The 15,996-nt window shown below is 62.0% G+C and carries 13 protein-coding genes; 7 read left to right on the top strand and 6 right to left on the bottom strand.

From position 1 onward, the window contains the following. Positions 1 to 26: 26 nt before the first annotated feature. Positions 27 to 566 carry a preprotein translocase subunit SecG gene (gene secG, locus ACILSE_RS02115; protein ID WP_395715690.1) on the bottom strand — a complete coding sequence of 180 codons (540 nt, stop codon included), beginning with the start codon at positions 564 to 566 and terminating at the stop codon, positions 27 to 29. Between the two features lie 138 nt (positions 567 to 704). On the opposite strand from secG, the gene ACILSE_RS02110 reads away from it, so the two are divergent. Both ACILSE_RS02110 and fabF read left to right on the top strand, forming a co-directional pair. After that, positions 705 to 1,589 carry a polyprenyl synthetase family protein gene (locus ACILSE_RS02110; protein WP_395715689.1) on the top strand — a complete coding sequence of 295 codons (885 nt, stop codon included), beginning with the start codon at positions 705 to 707 and terminating at the stop codon, positions 1,587 to 1,589. A gap of 230 nt (positions 1,590 to 1,819) precedes the next feature. Next, positions 1,820 to 3,070: a beta-ketoacyl-ACP synthase II gene (fabF, locus tag ACILSE_RS02105; RefSeq protein ID WP_395715688.1), complete on the top strand. Its 1,251-nt coding sequence runs from the start codon at positions 1,820 to 1,822 to the stop codon at positions 3,068 to 3,070. A gap of 21 nt (positions 3,071 to 3,091) precedes the next feature. Here the strand turns inward: fabF and ACILSE_RS02100 are convergent, their stop codons facing one another. Continuing rightward, entirely contained in the window at positions 3,092 to 4,288 is a 1,197-nt protein-coding gene (locus ACILSE_RS02100) for an alpha/beta hydrolase (RefSeq protein ID WP_395715687.1), read from the bottom strand. 51 nt (positions 4,289 to 4,339) lie between these two features. Between ACILSE_RS02100 and ACILSE_RS02095 the strand changes: the two genes are divergently transcribed. The 5 genes from ACILSE_RS02095 (at position 4,340) to ACILSE_RS02075 (ending at position 11,928) form a co-directional block, all read left to right on the top strand. Beyond that, positions 4,340 to 5,257 (top strand): sugar phosphate isomerase/epimerase family protein, encoded by a 918-nt coding sequence (locus ACILSE_RS02095; protein ID WP_395715686.1) that lies wholly within the window; start codon positions 4,340 to 4,342, stop codon positions 5,255 to 5,257. Between the two features lie 94 nt (positions 5,258 to 5,351). Further along, complete coding sequence (locus tag ACILSE_RS02090) at positions 5,352 to 7,124, top strand: DUF1549 and DUF1553 domain-containing protein (protein ID WP_395715685.1); 1,773 nt, start codon at positions 5,352 to 5,354, stop codon at positions 7,122 to 7,124. Then, entirely contained in the window at positions 7,114 to 8,523 is a 1,410-nt protein-coding gene (locus ACILSE_RS02085) for a DUF1501 domain-containing protein (protein WP_395715684.1), read from the top strand. Before ACILSE_RS02090 ends, ACILSE_RS02085 begins: the two co-directional genes overlap by 11 nt. Positions 8,524 to 8,619: 96 nt before the next feature. Continuing rightward, on the top strand, positions 8,620 to 10,572 hold the full coding sequence (locus tag ACILSE_RS02080; RefSeq protein ID WP_395715683.1) for an alpha-1,4-glucan--maltose-1-phosphate maltosyltransferase: 1,953 nt from the start codon (positions 8,620 to 8,622) through the stop codon (positions 10,570 to 10,572). Positions 10,573 to 10,662: 90 nt separating this feature from the next. Next, positions 10,663 to 11,928 (top strand): hypothetical protein, encoded by a 1,266-nt coding sequence (locus tag ACILSE_RS02075; protein WP_395715682.1) that lies wholly within the window; start codon positions 10,663 to 10,665, stop codon positions 11,926 to 11,928. Here ACILSE_RS02075 and ACILSE_RS02070 read toward each other — a convergent pair whose 3' ends face one another. Genes ACILSE_RS02070 through folE2 form a run of 4 tightly spaced genes read right to left on the bottom strand, consistent with a single transcriptional unit; the run spans position 11,929 to position 15,976 of the window. Continuing rightward, positions 11,929 to 12,528, bottom strand: a complete 600-nt coding sequence (locus ACILSE_RS02070) for a hypothetical protein (RefSeq protein ID WP_395715681.1) — start codon at positions 12,526 to 12,528, stop codon at positions 11,929 to 11,931. Between the two features lie 6 nt (positions 12,529 to 12,534). Beyond that, a complete protein-coding gene (gene murJ / locus ACILSE_RS02065; protein WP_395715680.1) occupies positions 12,535 to 14,151 on the bottom strand; it encodes a murein biosynthesis integral membrane protein MurJ in 1,617 nt (538 codons plus the stop codon). Further along, positions 14,148 to 15,191, bottom strand: coding sequence for an L-threonylcarbamoyladenylate synthase (locus ACILSE_RS02060; protein ID WP_395715679.1), 1,044 nt, complete (start codon positions 15,189 to 15,191; stop codon positions 14,148 to 14,150). Before ACILSE_RS02060 ends, murJ begins: the two co-directional genes overlap by 4 nt. Further along, the gene (gene folE2, locus ACILSE_RS02055) at positions 15,188 to 15,976 is read right to left on the bottom strand and encodes a GTP cyclohydrolase FolE2 (RefSeq protein WP_395715678.1); all 789 of its coding nucleotides are present in this window, start codon (positions 15,974 to 15,976) and stop codon (positions 15,188 to 15,190) included. The genes ACILSE_RS02060 and folE2 overlap by 4 nt, the downstream gene beginning before the upstream one ends. Between the last annotated feature and the right edge of the window lie 20 nt (positions 15,977 to 15,996).

The raw sequence follows: 15,996 nt of genomic DNA, 5'->3' as shown, positions 1-15,996 counted from the left end.
CTTCGAAGAAAAAACTTTGCGGTCGATCACTTCGGCTGCGCGGCGGGAGCCGGGGCTGCGGCAGGCGCCGGAGCAGGCTGCGTCGCAGGTGTTGGGGCCGGAGCGGATGCGGGCGCTGGAGCAGCGGCTTTTGGAGCTTCAGGTGCCTTGGCGGGCTCGGCCTTTTTGTCATCAGCCTTCGGCGCTGCGGCGGGCGCTTTGGCCGGTTCGGCCGCTTTCTTTTCATCGGCCTTGGGTGCGTCAGCCGCGGCAGGGGCCGCAGGGGCCGCAGGGGCTGCGGCGGCGGGCTTGGCATCACCGAAGATCTTCTCGGTCTTGCCGCCGTTCTGCTTGCGGCTGATGAGCACGGCCAGAAGCAGAGTCAGGCCGAAAAGGAAGATGGCGAGGTAAACCGTGAACTTTTGCAGCACGTTGGTCGTCTGCGCACCCCAGACCTGGCTGGCGGCGGCGTCGCCGAACGATGCGCCAAGGCCTTCCTGCCGCGGGCGCTGCATGAGCACGACGAGGATGAGTAGAAGGCAGACGATGACTTCGACTGCGGTGAGAATGCCAATGAGGATGTCCATAAAAAGGGGCGCGAATATGGGGGCACTTCCCCGCTTGGCAAGGAGGAGTTCGGGCTGTTCCAAACCCGGCTCCGGTGGGATTTCCGGCGGAGAAATGAAGTTGAAGCCTGCCGGGGTGCTCCCCACTGTCCGCCCTTCATGTCCGACCTCAAAGAATACCTCGCCGAGCGCTGCCAGATCGTCGATGCGGCCCTTGATCGTTTCATCCCGAGCGCCGGGACACGGCCAGCCACCCTGCACAAGGCCATGCGTCACAGCGTTTTTGCCGGCGGGAAGCGTCTGCGGCCCATCCTGTGCCTCGCGGCGGCGGAGGCCTGCGGCGGCGCGGTGGAAAACGCCATCTCAAACGCCTGCGCGACGGAATGCCTGCACACCTACTCGCTCATCCACGACGACCTGCCCTGCATGGACGACGACGACATGCGCCGCGGCGTGCCGACCTGCCACAAGGTCTATGGAGAGGCAATGGCGTTGCTCGCGGGCGACGCGCTCCAGGCGCTGGCCTTTGAACTCGTGGCAAAAACCCCCGGAACACCGAACCATACTGCGGCGGCGATGGTGCTCGAACTCGCAAGAACCGCAGGCAGCCTGCACCTCGTGGGCGGGCAGGTCGCCGACCTCGAAGGAGAGGGCAAAAAACTGCCTCTTGAGGACCTGCGCTTCGTTCACGAGGGAAAAACCGCCGCGCTGCTCACCACCAGCGTGAAACTCGGCGCGATGAGCGCGAACGCGAGCACCGCGCAGATGCAGGCGCTGCATGATTTCGGCATGGCCACGGGTCTCGCCTTCCAAATCATCGACGACATCCTGGATGTGACGCAAACGAGCGAAAAACTCGGCAAAAGTGCCGGGAAGGACGTGGCGTCCGAAAAAAGCACCTATCCAGCGCTCATGGGCTTGGATGCCTCGCGCGCCGAGGCGCATCGGCTCACCGAAGCGGCCAACCGGGCGCTCGATCTTTTCGGCGAAAAAGGAACGCGGCTGCGCCAGCTCGCGGATTACCTGCTGAACCGCGATTATTGAATCTGCTTGCTGCTGCCCGCGCTTTTTTGCCGCGATACATCTGCAGGATCGCAGGACCAACAACGCGCGCAAGAAGACTGGTCATGCGTGTCGGTGCGTAGCCAGAAACGCTATTCCCGCCATTTCGTGACACTCAAGCGTGGAGACGCCGTGCGGACACGATTTCCCCTTGCCCCACCCTGCAAACCGTGTTCTCTCAACCCTCAGTCCAACCCCCAAAACACACACAAATGAGCGAGCGTCGCGTCGTCATCACCGGCATGGGAGTCGTCTCCCCGAACGGCAACACCAAGGAAGAGTTCTGGAAGAACCTGGTGGCCGGGAAGAGCGGCATCCGCCGCATCCAGTCGATGGACACCGAGAAGTACGACTGCAAAATCGGCGGCGAGGTGGTGGACTTCGATCCCACGCAGTATTTCAACAACCACAAGGACGCCCGCCGTGCCGACCGCTACTTCCAGTTCGCCATGGCCGCGTCGAAAATGGCCGCCAAGGACTCCGGTTTGAACCCCGACAGCCTCGACCCGCACCGCGTCGGCGTCATGGTCGGCAGCGGCATCGGCGGCCTGAGCACCATCGAGACGCAGTACGAGATCCTCCTGAACAAGGGACCTGGCCGCGTGTCGCCCTTCCTCATCCCGATGATGATCACGAACATCGCCAGCGGCATGATCGCGGCGGAATACGGCTTTATGGGGCCCAACATGGTCATCGTGACCGCCTGTGCGACCTCCAACAACAACATCGGCGAAGCCTGGCGCATGATCAAATTTGGCGATGCCGACGTGATGATCGCCGGCGGTGCCGAAGCCTCCATCCGCCCCTGCGGTCTGGCCGGTTTCGCCAACATGAAGGCCCTCAGTCTGCGCAATGACGAACCTGAGCGTGCCTCCCGCCCTTGGGACAAGGACCGCGACGGCTTCGTCATGGGCGAAGGTGCCGGCGTCGTCGTGATCGAGGAACTCGAGCACGCGAAGAAGCGCGGCGCGACGATTTACGCCGAACTCGCCGGTTACGGAGCCACGGCCGACGCCTACCACCTCACCTCACCGCATCCGGAAGGTCTCGGTGCCGGGAAGTGCATGGAGATGGCCCTGCGTCACGCCAAGCTCAACACCACCGACATTCAATACATCAATGCGCACGCCACCTCGACCCCGGTCGGCGATTTGTGCGAGCTGCGTGCCATCAAGCGCACCTTCGGCGAATATGCTACCAAAGGGCTGCTCGTCTCCGGCACGAAGTCGATGACCGGTCACCTTCTCGGCGCGGCCGGCGGTGTCGAGCTTGTCGCCTCCGTTTACGCCATCAAGGACCAGGTCATCCCGCCCACCATCAACGTCGAAAACCTCGACCCCGAGGTGGACGTTGACATCGTTCCCAACACCGCCCGCCCGGCGAAAGTGAACGCCGCGCTGAGCAACTCCTTCGGCTTCGGCGGCCACAACGCCGCGCTGCTGATCAAGAAGTTCGAGGGCTGAGAGCGAACGCGGCGATCTGCGTCAGCGAGCGACCTGCAATTCAACGTTCTTCACTCCTTCGACCACATCGAAGGTCCACTCCCCTGCCCCAGGCTTCTGCTCTTTCGTCGTCACGGTGCCATCCGGCGTTTCCAGGCCGGGCACGTCGGCGGCGCTGTAGCTGACGGTTAGCGTGACCTTTCCGACCACCGGACCGGTCTTTTCATCGAGTTTGAAGCTGCCGCGCATCACGCGCGCACAGGCGACAGGAGCGCTCGGATCTTCCGGCGTGAAGATGACGCTGCCCCAGCTCACGGGCGTGCCGTTGACGGTGACTTTGCCGTTGATGGCCGTGCGTTTCGCCGGTTTGAGGAAGCCTTGATTGCGCAGCCAGTCGCGCAGATGGCCACTCCAGGTGCCGAGCACGGGATCACCGAGGTAAAGGCCGACCCCGTGCGGTCCGGGTTTGTAGATGTGCAGCTCGGCGGGCACCTTGTGCTTTCGACAGGCGAGGTAAAAGGCCACTGGATTCTCCGCGGGTACCACGGTGTCGTCATCGGTGTGGAAGATGAAGATCGGCGGCGTGTTCACGGTCACGCGCAGCTCGGTGCTGGTGTGCTTGGCGAGTTCGTCGTTGTCATTCGGGCCGAGCAGGTTTTTGCGCGACCCTTTGTGGCCGTAGTCTTCGATCATCGAGATCACCGGATACGTCGGCGCGGCCACGGTGGGGCGGGCGCTGACTTGATCGATGGCGTCATTCGTCATGCCCGCGGGCTTCTCGTCAAACATCGTCGCCGCCATCGAGGTGAGATGACCGCCAGCGCTGAAGCCGATGATGCCGATGCGCTCCGGATCGATGCCATACTGCTTCGCATTCGCCCGCACATGCCGGATCGCGCGCTGCACGTCGATGAGCTGCGTGGGAAAGTGGTAGCCGTTCGTTCCAAGCCGGTAATGCAGCACAAAAGCGCTCACGCCGATGCCATTGAACCACTTCGCCACCTGCACGCCCTCATGATCGGCCGCGAGACCGCCATAACCACCGCCCGGGCACACGACAAAGGCAGCGCCGTTCGCTTTTTCCTTCGCTGCTGACCACACATTGATGAAGGGCTGGTCCTTGTCCTCGTTACCCTTCGCCAGCGGAGCGCCCTCAGGCCAGAGTTTCACCTTCGTGGGCTCAGCGTGAGCGATGGACGTGAAAATCAGGGCGGTGGCGAGAAGAGAAAGCTTGTTCATGAGTTGGGTGCTCTGTTAATCCTGTCATCCCAACACGTTCTTTCACCCGCCATGATCTCCCGCCGTCATTTCCTCTCCACCAGCCTCGGTGCGCTCACTGTCACCTCGCTTCCGGCCATTGAGCCGATCAAACGCCCCGGCAAAAGCCGCATGCAGCTCGGCGTGGCGGCGTATTCGTTCCGCGAGTACTTCCAGTGGATGCGCGACAAAGAGCAGAAGCCGAAGAGCGACCGCAAGCCGTGGAGCATCACCGATTTCGTGGACTGGTGCGCGGATAACAACGTGCCCGGCGCGGAGCTGACGAGCTACTTCTTCCCGCCGGATGTGAATGAGGCTTATCTCCTCGAATTGAAGCGCCACTGCTACCTGCGCGGCGTGCAGATCGCCGGCACGGCCGTCGGCAACAACTTCGCGCTGCCGAAGGGCGACAAGCTCAACGAGCAGATCGCCTACACGAAGAAATGGATCGATCACGCCGCCACGATGGGTGCGCCGCACATCCGCGTGTTTGCCGGGGCGAAGGAGAAAAGCATGAGCGAGGAGGAAGCCGTGGCGAACTGCCTCGAAGCTTATCAAGAGTGCCTCGATTACGCGGGCAAAAAAGGCGTCTTCCTCGGTCTGGAGAACCACGGCGGCATCGTGGCGCTGCCGGACAATCTCGTGAAGATGGTGCAGGCCGCGAAAAGCCCGTGGGCCGGCATCAATCTCGACAGCGGCAACTTCCACACCGCTGATCCATATGCCGATCTCGCCAAGATCGCGCCTTACGCGGTCAACGTGCAGCTCAAGATGGAGATCAAACGCGAAGGTGCGAAGGAAGCCGAGCCCAGCGATGTGAAACGTCTCCTCCAAATCCTCCGCGACGCGAATTACCAGGGTTGGTTCACGCTCGAGTTCGAGACGAAGGAAGATCCGTTCGTTAAAGTGCCGGAGATTTGCGACATGCTGCGTCCGCTACTGGCAAGCTGAAACCAAGACGGATGAAGGCGTAAAACCTCGCGCTGAGCGGCGTTTTGTCCCCGTGCTTCGTCCTGGACATCTTTTCATCGTTCTCCCATGCCTGATGCTGGGCTCGGTGCTGCATGCCGCCGAGCCATCGTCGATTGATTGGGGGCAAGCACGCCAGCATTGGTCGTTTGTGCCACCGAAAGCGCAGGCTTTGCCGAAGGTGAACGATGTGACCTGGCCGCGTGAACGCGTGGACCACTTCATCCTCGCGAAGATGGAGCAAAACGGCCTCTTCCCCGCCGCGGAGGCGGAGAAGCGCATGCTGCTGCGCCGGGTGTTCTTCGATCTCACCGGGCTGCCGCCGGCACCCGATGACGCACGGAAGTTTTTGAGCGACGCCAACCCAGGAGCTTACGAGCGCCTCGTGGATGATTTGCTCGGCCGTCGTGCCTTCGGCGAACGCATGGCCTCACTTTGGCTGAATCTGGCCCGCTATGCCGAGGATCAGGCGCATCAGGTCGGCAACAACACCTCGCTCAATTTGCCAAACGCGTGGCATTACCGCGACTGGATCGTGTCGGCATTCAACGCGGACGTTTCTTACGACCAGTTCATCAAGAAGCAGCTCGCAGTGGATTTGATTGAGCCGAAAAACACCGAAGACCTCGCCGCACTAGGTTTTTTGGGCCTGGGGCACAAGCTTTACGCACGCTCCCGGCTCGACGTGCAGGCGGAGGAGTGGGCGGAGCAGGTGGACATGGTCTCCCAGTCGCTCCTCGGCCTCACGGTTGCTTGTGCGCGTTGTCACGATCACAAATTCGATCCCATCAGCACCCGCGACTACTACGCGATGGCGGGCGTGTTCGCCTCCGTGAAGAAAGTGAGCCTGCGTCCCGACGGCAAGGACGAGGACGAGAAGACCTCCGCCGAAAAGATGGACCCGCGCACGATCCACATCGTGCGCGACGACAATCCGCGTGACCTGCCGGTTTATGATCGCGGCAACACCGAATCGCCGGGCGCTGCCGCCGCACGCGGCTGGCTTCAAGTTCTCAGCAAGGACGAGCCGGTAAAATTCACCCAGGGCAGCGGCCGGGCGGAGCTGGCGCGGCTGATCGCGGACGAGGCGAATCCGCTGACCGCCCGCGTGTTCGTGAACCGTGTTTGGGACATGCTGTTTGGCAGGCCGCTGGCCCGCACCACCAGCAATTTCGGCGCGATGGGGGACAAGCCGACGCATCCCGAATTGCTCGACGATCTGGCCGTGCGTTTCATGCAGGGCGGCTGGTCGGTCAAACGGCTCGTTCGCGAATTGGTCCTGTCGGCGACGTATCGCCAAAGCAGCAGCGGCAGCGCGGCGAACGCGCAGCTCGACGAGGCCAACGACCAGTTCTGGCGCATGAATCGCAAGCGACTGGCCATCGAGCCGTTCCGCGACGCGGTCCTCGCGGTTTCGGGCACTTTGGACGGCGAAGGCGGCCGCTCACTGGATCTCGGTGCCGCGGATCATCACAAGCGCACGCTGTACTCGCAAATCAGCCGCAAGGAACTGAACAAGACGCTCATGCTCTTCGATTACCCGGATGCGAACGTGCATGCCGCCCGCCGCTCGGAGAGCACCACGCCGACGCAGAAGCTTTTCGTGATGAATAGCCCGTTCATCATCGCGGAGGCGAAGCATCTCGCCCGTCGGCTCCAGGCTGAGGCCGAGGATGATCCAGCACGCGTGCGCCTCGCCTACGAGCTGCTTTTCACCCGCGAACCTCTGGCCGAGGAGCTCGCTCTCGCGCTCGATTTCCTGCGCCAGCCTGCTGACGGCCCAATGAAGCCTTGGGAACAGCTCGCGCAGGCGCTGCTGGCCACCAACGAAATGCTCTATGTGGACTGAATCGGCCTCTCACCTCTCACGTCGCGATGCATTGCAGCGTCTCTCGGCCGGTTTTGGCGCGATCGGACTCGCGGGAATGCTGGGCCCACAGGCGCAGGCCACGGTGAAGCAGCCGATCACGCCGAAGGCGAAGCGCGTGATCTTCCTGTTCATGAACGGAGCGCCGTCGCACATCGACACCTTCGATCCGAAGCCGGCGCTGAAGAGGTTTGAAGGCCAGCAGCCAAGCGGGAAGCTCTACAAGGCACCCAAGACGAGCGGCTTCATGTCCTCACCGCTGCGCTTTGATCAATACGGCCAGAGCGGCATCGAGGTAAGCGAGAGTCTGCCGCGCCTGGGCAGCATCATCGACGACTGCTGCGTGATCCGCTCCATGCACACGAACGTGCCGAACCATGAGCCTGCGCTGCTCATGATGAACACGGGCAACATCCAGCCGATCCGCCCCTCGCTCGGCTCGTGGGTGCTGTATGGGCTCGGCACGGAGAATGAGAACCTGCCAGGCTTCGTCGTGCTGCGCCCCACGCCGAACATCGTGGTCGGACCAGCGCTGTGGAGCAATTCCTTCCTGCCCGCTGAGTTCCAGGCCACCGGCGTCATCACCTCTGACATGAGCGTGGACAAACTCGTGGCGAATGTGCGCAATCCCGTGCTCTCCGCCGGCACGCAACGCCGGCAGATCGACCTCATTCAACGTCTCAACGGCATCCACGCTGCGAAACGCGCGCACGACTCCGCGTTGGAGGCGCAGATCAAGTCGATGGAAACCGCTTACCGCATGCAGAGCGCTGCCAGCGACGCCTTCGACATCAGCAAGGAGCCGCCCAAGGTGCGCGAGCTGTATGGCGACACGCCTTTTGGCCGCTCCTGCCTGCTGGCACGTCGCCTGGCCGAGTCCGGCGTCCGCTACACGAGCGTCTATTACACCAGCAGCAACAACCAGCCCTGGGACACGCACAGCGACCACTACAAGCGTCATCCGGAGCTCTGCGCCGACAGTGATCGCGCCTCCGCGGCGCTGATCAGCGACCTGAAGCAGCGCGGCATGCTGGAGGACACGCTGGTGGTGTGGACAGGCGAATTCGGCCGCACGCCCTACTCGCAGGAAAATCAGGACAAGAACAAGAAATCCGACCCGATGAAACGTGGTCGCGATCATCACCACACGGCCTTCAGCACCTTGCTGGCCGGCGGCGGCGTGAAAGGCGGCCTCACCTACGGCACGTCCGACGAACTCGGCATGAACGCGGAGGAAAATCCGATCCACGTGCACGACCTGCACGCGACGATCCTGCATCTACTGGGTCTGGACCACGAAAAGCTCACCTACCGCTACGCCGGGCGCGATTTCCGGCTCACCGACGTGTTTGGCAAGGTGGTGACGGACATTCTGGCCTGAGGCACCCGGCCAAGCGTGGCTTTGGCACGGTTTTGCAGTTGTTGAAGAGGTTTCTGGACGCAATGCTGCTCCGTCCCCCCAGAAACTCTTTTTGCCATGTCCCACGCTCCCACCGTCGTCATCGAAAACTTCTACCCCTGCATTGAAGGAGGCCGCCATCCGGTCAAACGCATCATTGATGAGCCGCTGGACGTCTGGTGTGACATTTTCAAGGACGGCCACGATGTGATGAGCGCCGTGCTGCGCTGGCGGCAGGCGGGAGCCCGTCGTTGGTTCGAAGCAGCGATGAAGCCCGTGGACAACGACCGCTGGAGCGGGCAGTGCCGTTTTCCCAAGGCGGGACGCTGGGAGTATCTCGTCGAGGCCTGGGGCGACACCTTCCGCTCGTGGAAAAAGACCTTCGCCGTGCGTGTGCAGGCCAAAGATCCCGATGTGCCCATCGAGGCGCAGGAAGGCGCACGCCTGCTGCGTGATGCTGGCAAACGTGCCCGAAAAGCAGGCGTGCCCGAGGTGGCGACGCAATTGGAGGACTTCGCGGATCTGCTCACGACGGTGAAGGTGCAGGACATCATGGATGTGCTGCAATCCGAGGAGCTGCAGAGTCTGATGGATCAGTATCCTGACCGCTCGCTGTCCACCGTGTCCACGCCGCTGCAGGTCATCGTGGAGCGTGAGCGTGCCCGATTCTCCGCCTGGTATGAGTTTTTCCCGCGCAATGCGGAAGGTCGCGCAGACAAGCATTCCACTTTCCGCGACTGCCTGGGCCGCCTCGATCACGCGGCGAGCATGGGCTTCGACGTCATCTACTTCCCGCCGATCCATCCGATCGGCATCACTGCCCGCAAAGGAAAGAACAACACGCTCACCGCACAGCCCGGCGATGTCGGCAGTCCGTGGGCCATTGGCGGACCTGCGGGTGGACATCGTGCCATCGAGCCGGCGCTCGGCACGGAGAAAGACTTCGTCTGGCTGGTGAAGGAGGCGAAGAAACGCGGCCTCGAGATCGCGCTCGACTTCGCCATCAACTGCTCGCCGGATCATCCGTATGTGAAGGAGCATCCCGAATGGTTCTACCAGCGTCCCGACGGCAGCATCCGCTATGCGGAGAACCCGCCGAAGAAGTACCAGGACATCTTCCCGATCAATTTCCACTGCGACGACTGGCGCAACCTGTGGAACGAGCTCATCGACGTGGTGCAGTTCTGGGTGGATCGCGGCGTGAAGATTTTCCGCGTCGATAATCCGCACACCAAGCCCGTGGCGTTCTGGGAGGAACTCATCAGCACCATCCAGCGCAAGGACCCCGACGTGCTCTTCCTCGCCGAGGCCTTCACGAAGCCGAAAATGATGCAGGTGCTCGGCAAAGTCGGCTTCACGCAGAGCTACACCTACTTCACCTGGCGCGAGGACAAGCACGCGCTCACCGAATACGCGAAGGAACTCACGCAGGGCGAGATGCGCTGGTATTATCGCGGCAATTTCTGGCCGAACACGCCCGACATCCTGCCCGGCCACCTGCAAAACGCCGGCCCGCAGATGTTCCGCATCCGTGCGGCTCTCGCGGCCACGCTTTCCTCGACCTGGGGCCTGTATTCCGGCTACGAGCTGTGTGAAAACGATCCGTATCCCGGCAAGGAAGAGTACGACAACAGCGAGAAGTACCAAATCAAGCAGCGCGACTACAACCAGCCGTCCAACAACATCACCGCGTTCATCCGCATCCTGAACCAAATCCGCCGCGACAACCCCGCGCTGCATCTCTACGACAACCTGCGCTTCCACGGCTCCGACCACCCGCAGATCCTCTGCTACAGCAAGGCCACAGCGGACTTCAGCAACCGCATCCTCTGCACGATCAGCCACGATCCGCATCACCCTGCCGCCGGCATGGTCCACCTCGATCTCGCCGCCCTCGGCCTCGACGGCAGCCGCCCCTACAAGGTCACCGACCTCATCCACAACCAAACCTACGAGTGGCGCGGCGCGGACAACTACGTCGGCCTCAATCCTAGCGGTGTCTCGATGCACGTGTTCAAGGTGGAGCAGTGATGGTCACATGCTCACGGAGCAGCACTTGCCAAGCGCCGTTCTTTTTGACCGCGCCTGGCAAGTCCGGCTCCTTGCCCACGTTCCCGTTCCATGCGCCCAGCCATCCTTGCTTCTTTCGTCCTAGGACTGATCTCCACCGCACACGCTCAAGAACTGAAATGGTTCAAGGGCAACACGCACACGCATTCGTTGTGGAGCGACGGGAATGATTTCCCGGAGATGATCACGGACTGGTACAAGCAGCATGGCTACGACTTCCTGGCCATTTCTGATCACAACGTGCTTCAAGCAAAAGAGGTGTGGATGAGCGTCCCGGCGATCGAAAAACGGCGCAAATCACTGGGCAAGACGACGATGGAGAAGTATCGCGCCCGTTTTGGCGACGAGTGGGTGACGACGCGGGAGAAGGACGGCGTGACCGAGGTGCGCCTGAAGAAGCTGGAGGAGTACCGGCCAAAATTCGAGGAGCCGGGCAAGTTTCTCATCGTCCAAGCCGAGGAGATCAGCGCGGGCCTCGGCAGCGTGCCGATTCACATGAACGCGGTGAACCTGAAGGAGGAGATCAAGCCGGTGAAGGACCTGGGCAGCATCCCGGAGGTGATGCGGGCGAACCTGCGCCTCGTGAACGAGCAGTCGAAGCGCCTCGGCGTGCCGATGCTCACGCACATCAATCATCCGAACTTCCGCTGGGCGCTGTCCGCCGAGGATCTGGCCTCTGTGCTGGAGGAAAACTTCTGGGAGATCTACAACGGCCACCCCGGCATCAACTGGCAGGGCGATGAGTCACGCCCAGGGCACGAAAAGATCTGGGACATCGCCAACACGCTGCGCATCACCGAGTTCAAGGCACAGCCGCTCTATGGCGTGGGCACGGATGACTCCCACCGCTACCACGGTGAGGACAACGGACCCGGTCGCGGCTGGGTGATGGTGCGCGCATCGAAGCTCAATACGGACGAGATCGTGAAGGCGATGCAGGCGGGCGATTTCTATGCCTCTTCCGGCGTCACTTTGGATGACATCAGCCACTTCAAAGATGGCACGCTGCGCATCCGCATCCACGCCGAGCCCGGCGTGACCTACTCGACGCAGATTCGCGGCACGCTTCGCGGCTACGATGCCACGACACGCCCGGCCCCGGCCGTGAAGGGCGATCTGCATCCTGCGCGCCTGCTTTACTCCGACGACGTGGGCAAGACGCTCGCCACGATCGAAGGCACGGAAGTCACCTGGAAGCCCTCCGGCCAGGAGATGTATTTCCGCGCCGTGATCACCTCGTCGAAGCCGTATGACAAGCCCTCGTTCGAAGGACAGACCGAGATGGCGTGGACGCAGCCGATGGGCTGGAGGAAATAGTTACCGCATGCGCAGGCCCTGCATCCGGGCATGCATGGCCTCAAACATCGGAGCCATCTCCAGTTTGGCGCTGAGCGGGGCGTTCTTGAAGAAGAAGCCCATGTCCTTGGTGAAATTTCGCTCAAATGCGGCCGGATCCTCGCCGAGCATCAACTGCATCTCCGGTTTGTCGGCGGCCCGCTTCTTCATGTCGCGGTAAATGCCGCCGATGATGCGGCGACGGTCCTCGGCGGGCAGTTTCTCGATGCCGCGCATGGCGCCGTTGAAATGCTCCTCGACGACGCGGCTGATGTACTCACCCTTCTCCTCGTCGGAGAGGGACTTCATGAAGCGGTCCACGGTTTCCTGGCCGTCCTCGCGCATGGTATTGCGCTGGGAGTAGTCGAGCTTGACGACGTTCGTGATGACCTTGTCGAGATGCTGCTGGCGCTGCTCGTGGCCGAGGTCGTCATCCTCGAACCAAGGCGCGGATGCCATCAGCGCGAGTGTCTTTTCCGGCGTGAAGACCGAATCCTCCGTCATCCACATGACGACGGCCGCGGCGCCCCAGACGAGGATGAGAAAGGCGGCGATCTGAAGCCAGAAGCGCTGGAGGTTCATGAGAGGCTAGCGTTTGCCGAAGCGACGGCCCAACAACGACAGAAACTCGCCGGATTCTTCGACTTTGAGCATCTTCGTGACGGCAAAGTAGGCAGCGGCGGCGACGCTGATCGTCACACCGAGCGATGCGCAGCGCGGAATGAAGTGCAGATGGCTCCAATCGGCCATGATCGTGAATTTGGCAGCCAGACAGACGGCGGACATGACGGCGATGGCAATGCCGAGCCGCAGCAATGACCGCATGAGCGAGCCCGTTTCGAGACCGGCGGCGAATTTCCGCATGCAGAGGTAGAGCGTGAGGAAATTCAGCAGCAAGCCAAGCGCGGTGGCCCACGCGAGCGCGGTGTGGTCCCATTTGAGCAGAAAAACCGTCGTCGAGTTCAAGACGAGGTTCAGCACAATGATGCCGATGCTGATGAGCATGGGAATGAAGCGGCGGTTGATCGTGTAGAACGCGGGCTGGAGAACTTTGATGGCGGAGTAGAAGATGAGACCAAAGGCATACGCCTGGAGCGGCGCGGCTGTGTTTGCCACGTCATGGGCGGTGAACTTGCCGTGCTCGAAGATGACGGAGATGATCTCATGAGCGAGCAATGAGAGGCCGACCGCGCAGGGCAGTGTCAGAAAGAGCACAAGGCGCAGCCCTTTCGCCAAAGCGCCGCGAAACGCCGGTGTGATGCCTTCCGTGGCCAGACGCGAAAGCATGGGCAGCGTGACGGTGGCGACGGCGACACCAAAAAGACCGAGCGGAAGCTGCTGGAGCCGCTGGGCGTTCGCCAGCCAGGCGAGGGACGATTCCTTGCCCGCGGTGTAGGAGGCGAAAATGGAATTCAGCAGGACCGTGACCTGCGTGCCGCTGGCGGCGAGCATCGAGGGCCACATCAGGTGCAGGACTTCCTTCACAGCGGGATCTTTGCAGCCGAAATCGAAGCGGAAACGGAAGCCGACGCGACGCAGCGAAGGCAACTGCACGGCGAGTTGGAGTACGCCGCCGATCAGGGTGCCGATGGCGAATCCAGTAAGCCCTTTCTCGCTCACATTGCCATGTCGAAAGCCGGGGTCGATGATCCACGCGAGCACCACGCCGCCAACGATGCAGCCAAGGTTGAAGAACGCGGAGGCGACAGCCGGAATGAAGAAGACCTTCTTTGAGTTCAGCATGCCCATCACCAGCGCCGTGACGGAAACGAGCGCGATGAAGGGATACATGATCTGAGCGAGCCAAGTGCCGAGCACCTTGGCCGGCTCATCCAAGCCGGGGGTGAGCAAACGGAAAATCCAGGGGGCCAGCAGCACTCCGGCAAGAGCGACCAGACTCATGAACCAGATCGAGAGCGAGATCATCTTGCGACCGAGCGCCCACGCGGCATCGTCGCCCTCCGTTTTCATCTTCTTGGAGAAGGTGGTGACGAAGGCGGTCGAAAGGGCTCCTTCGGCGAAGAGATCGCGAAGCATGTTCGGCGTGCGGAACGCGGCGGTGAAGACACCCGTGAACGCCGAGCCAAAGAAACCGTTCAACAACTGGTCTCGCACGAGACCAAGCACACGGCTGCAAAGAATGGCGATGGAGACGATCCCGGTGGACCGGGCTTGCGAGGAGGAGTCTTTCTTTTCGTCGCTCATGATGCGTAGCGGACGCTGGCGCGCCGCAGTTTGTCCATCATGGCGATTCCCATGCCGTGTTCATGCAACGGTTCCGCAATGATTTCGTCCACGCCGAGCTCGTCGAGGCGGCGGAGGACGTGAAAAAAGCGCACGGCGGCCTCCGGGAGCTTGCCATTGCCGGGGCTGAGCATCATGACCTCCTCCCAGTCGGTGAGATTGAGGTAGCCGTCCTTCTCCTCGCCACGATAGCTGAGCAGAGCGTAGCGTTTGCCATGCTCGGGGATGAAATCGGAGGGGCGGGAAAGCAGACGCAGCGGGGTGCGTGGCGCGTAGTGGGATGCTAGCTGACCGGGAGAGTCCGCCGGGCCGTCGATCACGCTACGGATGGCGAATTTGACTTTGCCATAGGGCTTCAAATCATCCGGTGTGAGAGGTCCGGGACGCACAATCGTGATAAGCGGCTTCGGCGTGCCGGGTTCGATGCGGATGATGGTCGATTCGAGGCCGAACAGGCAGGCGCCGGCATCGACGATGAGATGAATGCGACCATCGAGCTCCGAAAGCACCGCGCCGGCCGAAGTCGGGCTGATGGAGCCGAAGCGATTCGCACTCGGCGCGGCGAGCGGCTTGTCGAGCGCGCTGATGACGCGTTTGAAAATGGCATTGGAGCTGACCCGCACGGCCACCGTGGGCAATCCGGCGGTGACGATGTCGGGGACGACGGATTTCTTCGGCAGCAGGATTGTCAGCGGGCCCGGCCAGAAGCGTTCGGTGAGCTGCTTGACCGTTTGCGCGATTTCCTGCGGCACCTCGGCGACGAGATCGAGCTGCTCTTTGCGGGGCAGATGCACGATGAGCGGATCAAACGTCGGACGCTCCTTCGCCTCGAAGATTTTCGTGACCGCGGCCGGATCGAGCGCGTTGGCGGCGAGGCCATAGACGGTTTCGGTCGGCAGGGCAACAACTTCACCTTCACGCAGCAAACGCACGGCTTCCTCGACCGCCTGATGCATCAGCGGTGGCTCATCGGTGCGAAGAACGGCGGTGACGTAGCTCATGCGGGGTGGGTGTGGCTTTCAATCACCGCCCAGGCATTGTGATTGTGGATGGATTCGTAGTTTTCGGCCTCGACGCGGAACCAGGTGATTTTTTTGTGGGCCTTGGCCTTCACGGCCACGTTGCGCACGAGGTCTTCGACGAACACAGGATTGTCGTAGGCCGCCTCGGTGACGTGCTTTTCGTCGGGACGCTTCAAAATGCTAAACAGCTCGCTGCTGGCGCTGGACTCGACGAGTTCGATGAGATCCTCGATCCAGACCGGCTCGGAGAAGCGGATGGAGAGCGTGACGTTGCCGCGCTGGTTGTGCGCGCCACGGGCGCTGATGGCCTTCGAGCACGGGCAGAGCGTGGTGACGGGCACTTCGACGGTGAGGACGAAGTCGGTCTTTTCCTTGTCGGCATTCACTTCAAAGACAACTCCGTAGTCAAGCAGGCCCTCGGCGCCGGAGACGGGCGCCTTTTTCGCACGGAAGTAGGGGAAGCGCATCTCGACGTGCGCCTTGTCGGCGTGGAGCTTTTTCATCAACTCCCGCGGCATGGCGACGATGTTTGAGACGGTAAGCTCGGCACCGTGGGCATGCAGCACCTCGACGAAGCGGCTCATGTGAGTGCCTTTGAACTGATGCGGCAGATCGACGGCGAGAGAAACCGTTGCGACGGTGTGCTGCAAGGGGGCGGCGCGATCACGGATACCCAAAGGGAAGCGCAGGCTGCGGACGCCAACGCGGTCGATGGGCAGGCAGCGGTCATCGCGTTCGCTTTGCGTGTCTGTGAGAGCGGACATGGGGGATTTCAGAGAGACAA

The sequence above is a fragment of the Prosthecobacter sp. genome, from assembly GCF_044236155.1.
In the GTDB taxonomy this organism is placed as follows: domain Bacteria; phylum Verrucomicrobiota; class Verrucomicrobiia; order Verrucomicrobiales; family Verrucomicrobiaceae; genus Prosthecobacter.
The sequence above is the reverse complement of the archived record's forward strand: the minus strand, read 5'-3'. Positions and strand labels throughout refer to the sequence as shown.

Bases quoted from the DNA above. Each gene is read 5' to 3' on its own strand.
- ACILSE_RS02100 (WP_395715687.1), bottom strand. From the start codon at position 4,288: ATGAACAAGCTTTCTCTTCTCGCCACCGCCCTGATTTTCACGTCCATC.
- ACILSE_RS02085 (WP_395715684.1), top strand. From the start codon at position 7,114: ATGTGGACTGAATCGGCCTCTCACCTCTCACGTCGCGATGCATTGCAG.
- ACILSE_RS02080 (WP_395715683.1), top strand. From the start codon at position 8,620: ATGTCCCACGCTCCCACCGTCGTCATCGAAAACTTCTACCCCTGCATT.
- ACILSE_RS02075 (WP_395715682.1), top strand. From the start codon at position 10,663: ATGCGCCCAGCCATCCTTGCTTCTTTCGTCCTAGGACTGATCTCCACC.
- folE2 (WP_395715678.1), bottom strand. From the start codon at position 15,976: ATGTCCGCTCTCACAGACACGCAAAGCGAACGCGATGACCGCTGCCTG.
- fabF (WP_395715688.1), top strand. From the start codon at position 1,820: ATGAGCGAGCGTCGCGTCGTCATCACCGGCATGGGAGTCGTCTCCCCG.
- ACILSE_RS02095 (WP_395715686.1), top strand. From the start codon at position 4,340: ATGATCTCCCGCCGTCATTTCCTCTCCACCAGCCTCGGTGCGCTCACT.
- ACILSE_RS02060 (WP_395715679.1), bottom strand. From the start codon at position 15,191: ATGAGCTACGTCACCGCCGTTCTTCGCACCGATGAGCCACCGCTGATG.
- ACILSE_RS02090 (WP_395715685.1), top strand. From the start codon at position 5,352: ATGCTGGGCTCGGTGCTGCATGCCGCCGAGCCATCGTCGATTGATTGG.
- ACILSE_RS02070 (WP_395715681.1), bottom strand. From the start codon at position 12,528: ATGAACCTCCAGCGCTTCTGGCTTCAGATCGCCGCCTTTCTCATCCTC.
- murJ (WP_395715680.1), bottom strand. From the start codon at position 14,151: ATGAGCGACGAAAAGAAAGACTCCTCCTCGCAAGCCCGGTCCACCGGG.
- secG (WP_395715690.1), bottom strand. From the start codon at position 566: ATGGACATCCTCATTGGCATTCTCACCGCAGTCGAAGTCATCGTCTGC.
- ACILSE_RS02110 (WP_395715689.1), top strand. From the start codon at position 705: ATGTCCGACCTCAAAGAATACCTCGCCGAGCGCTGCCAGATCGTCGAT.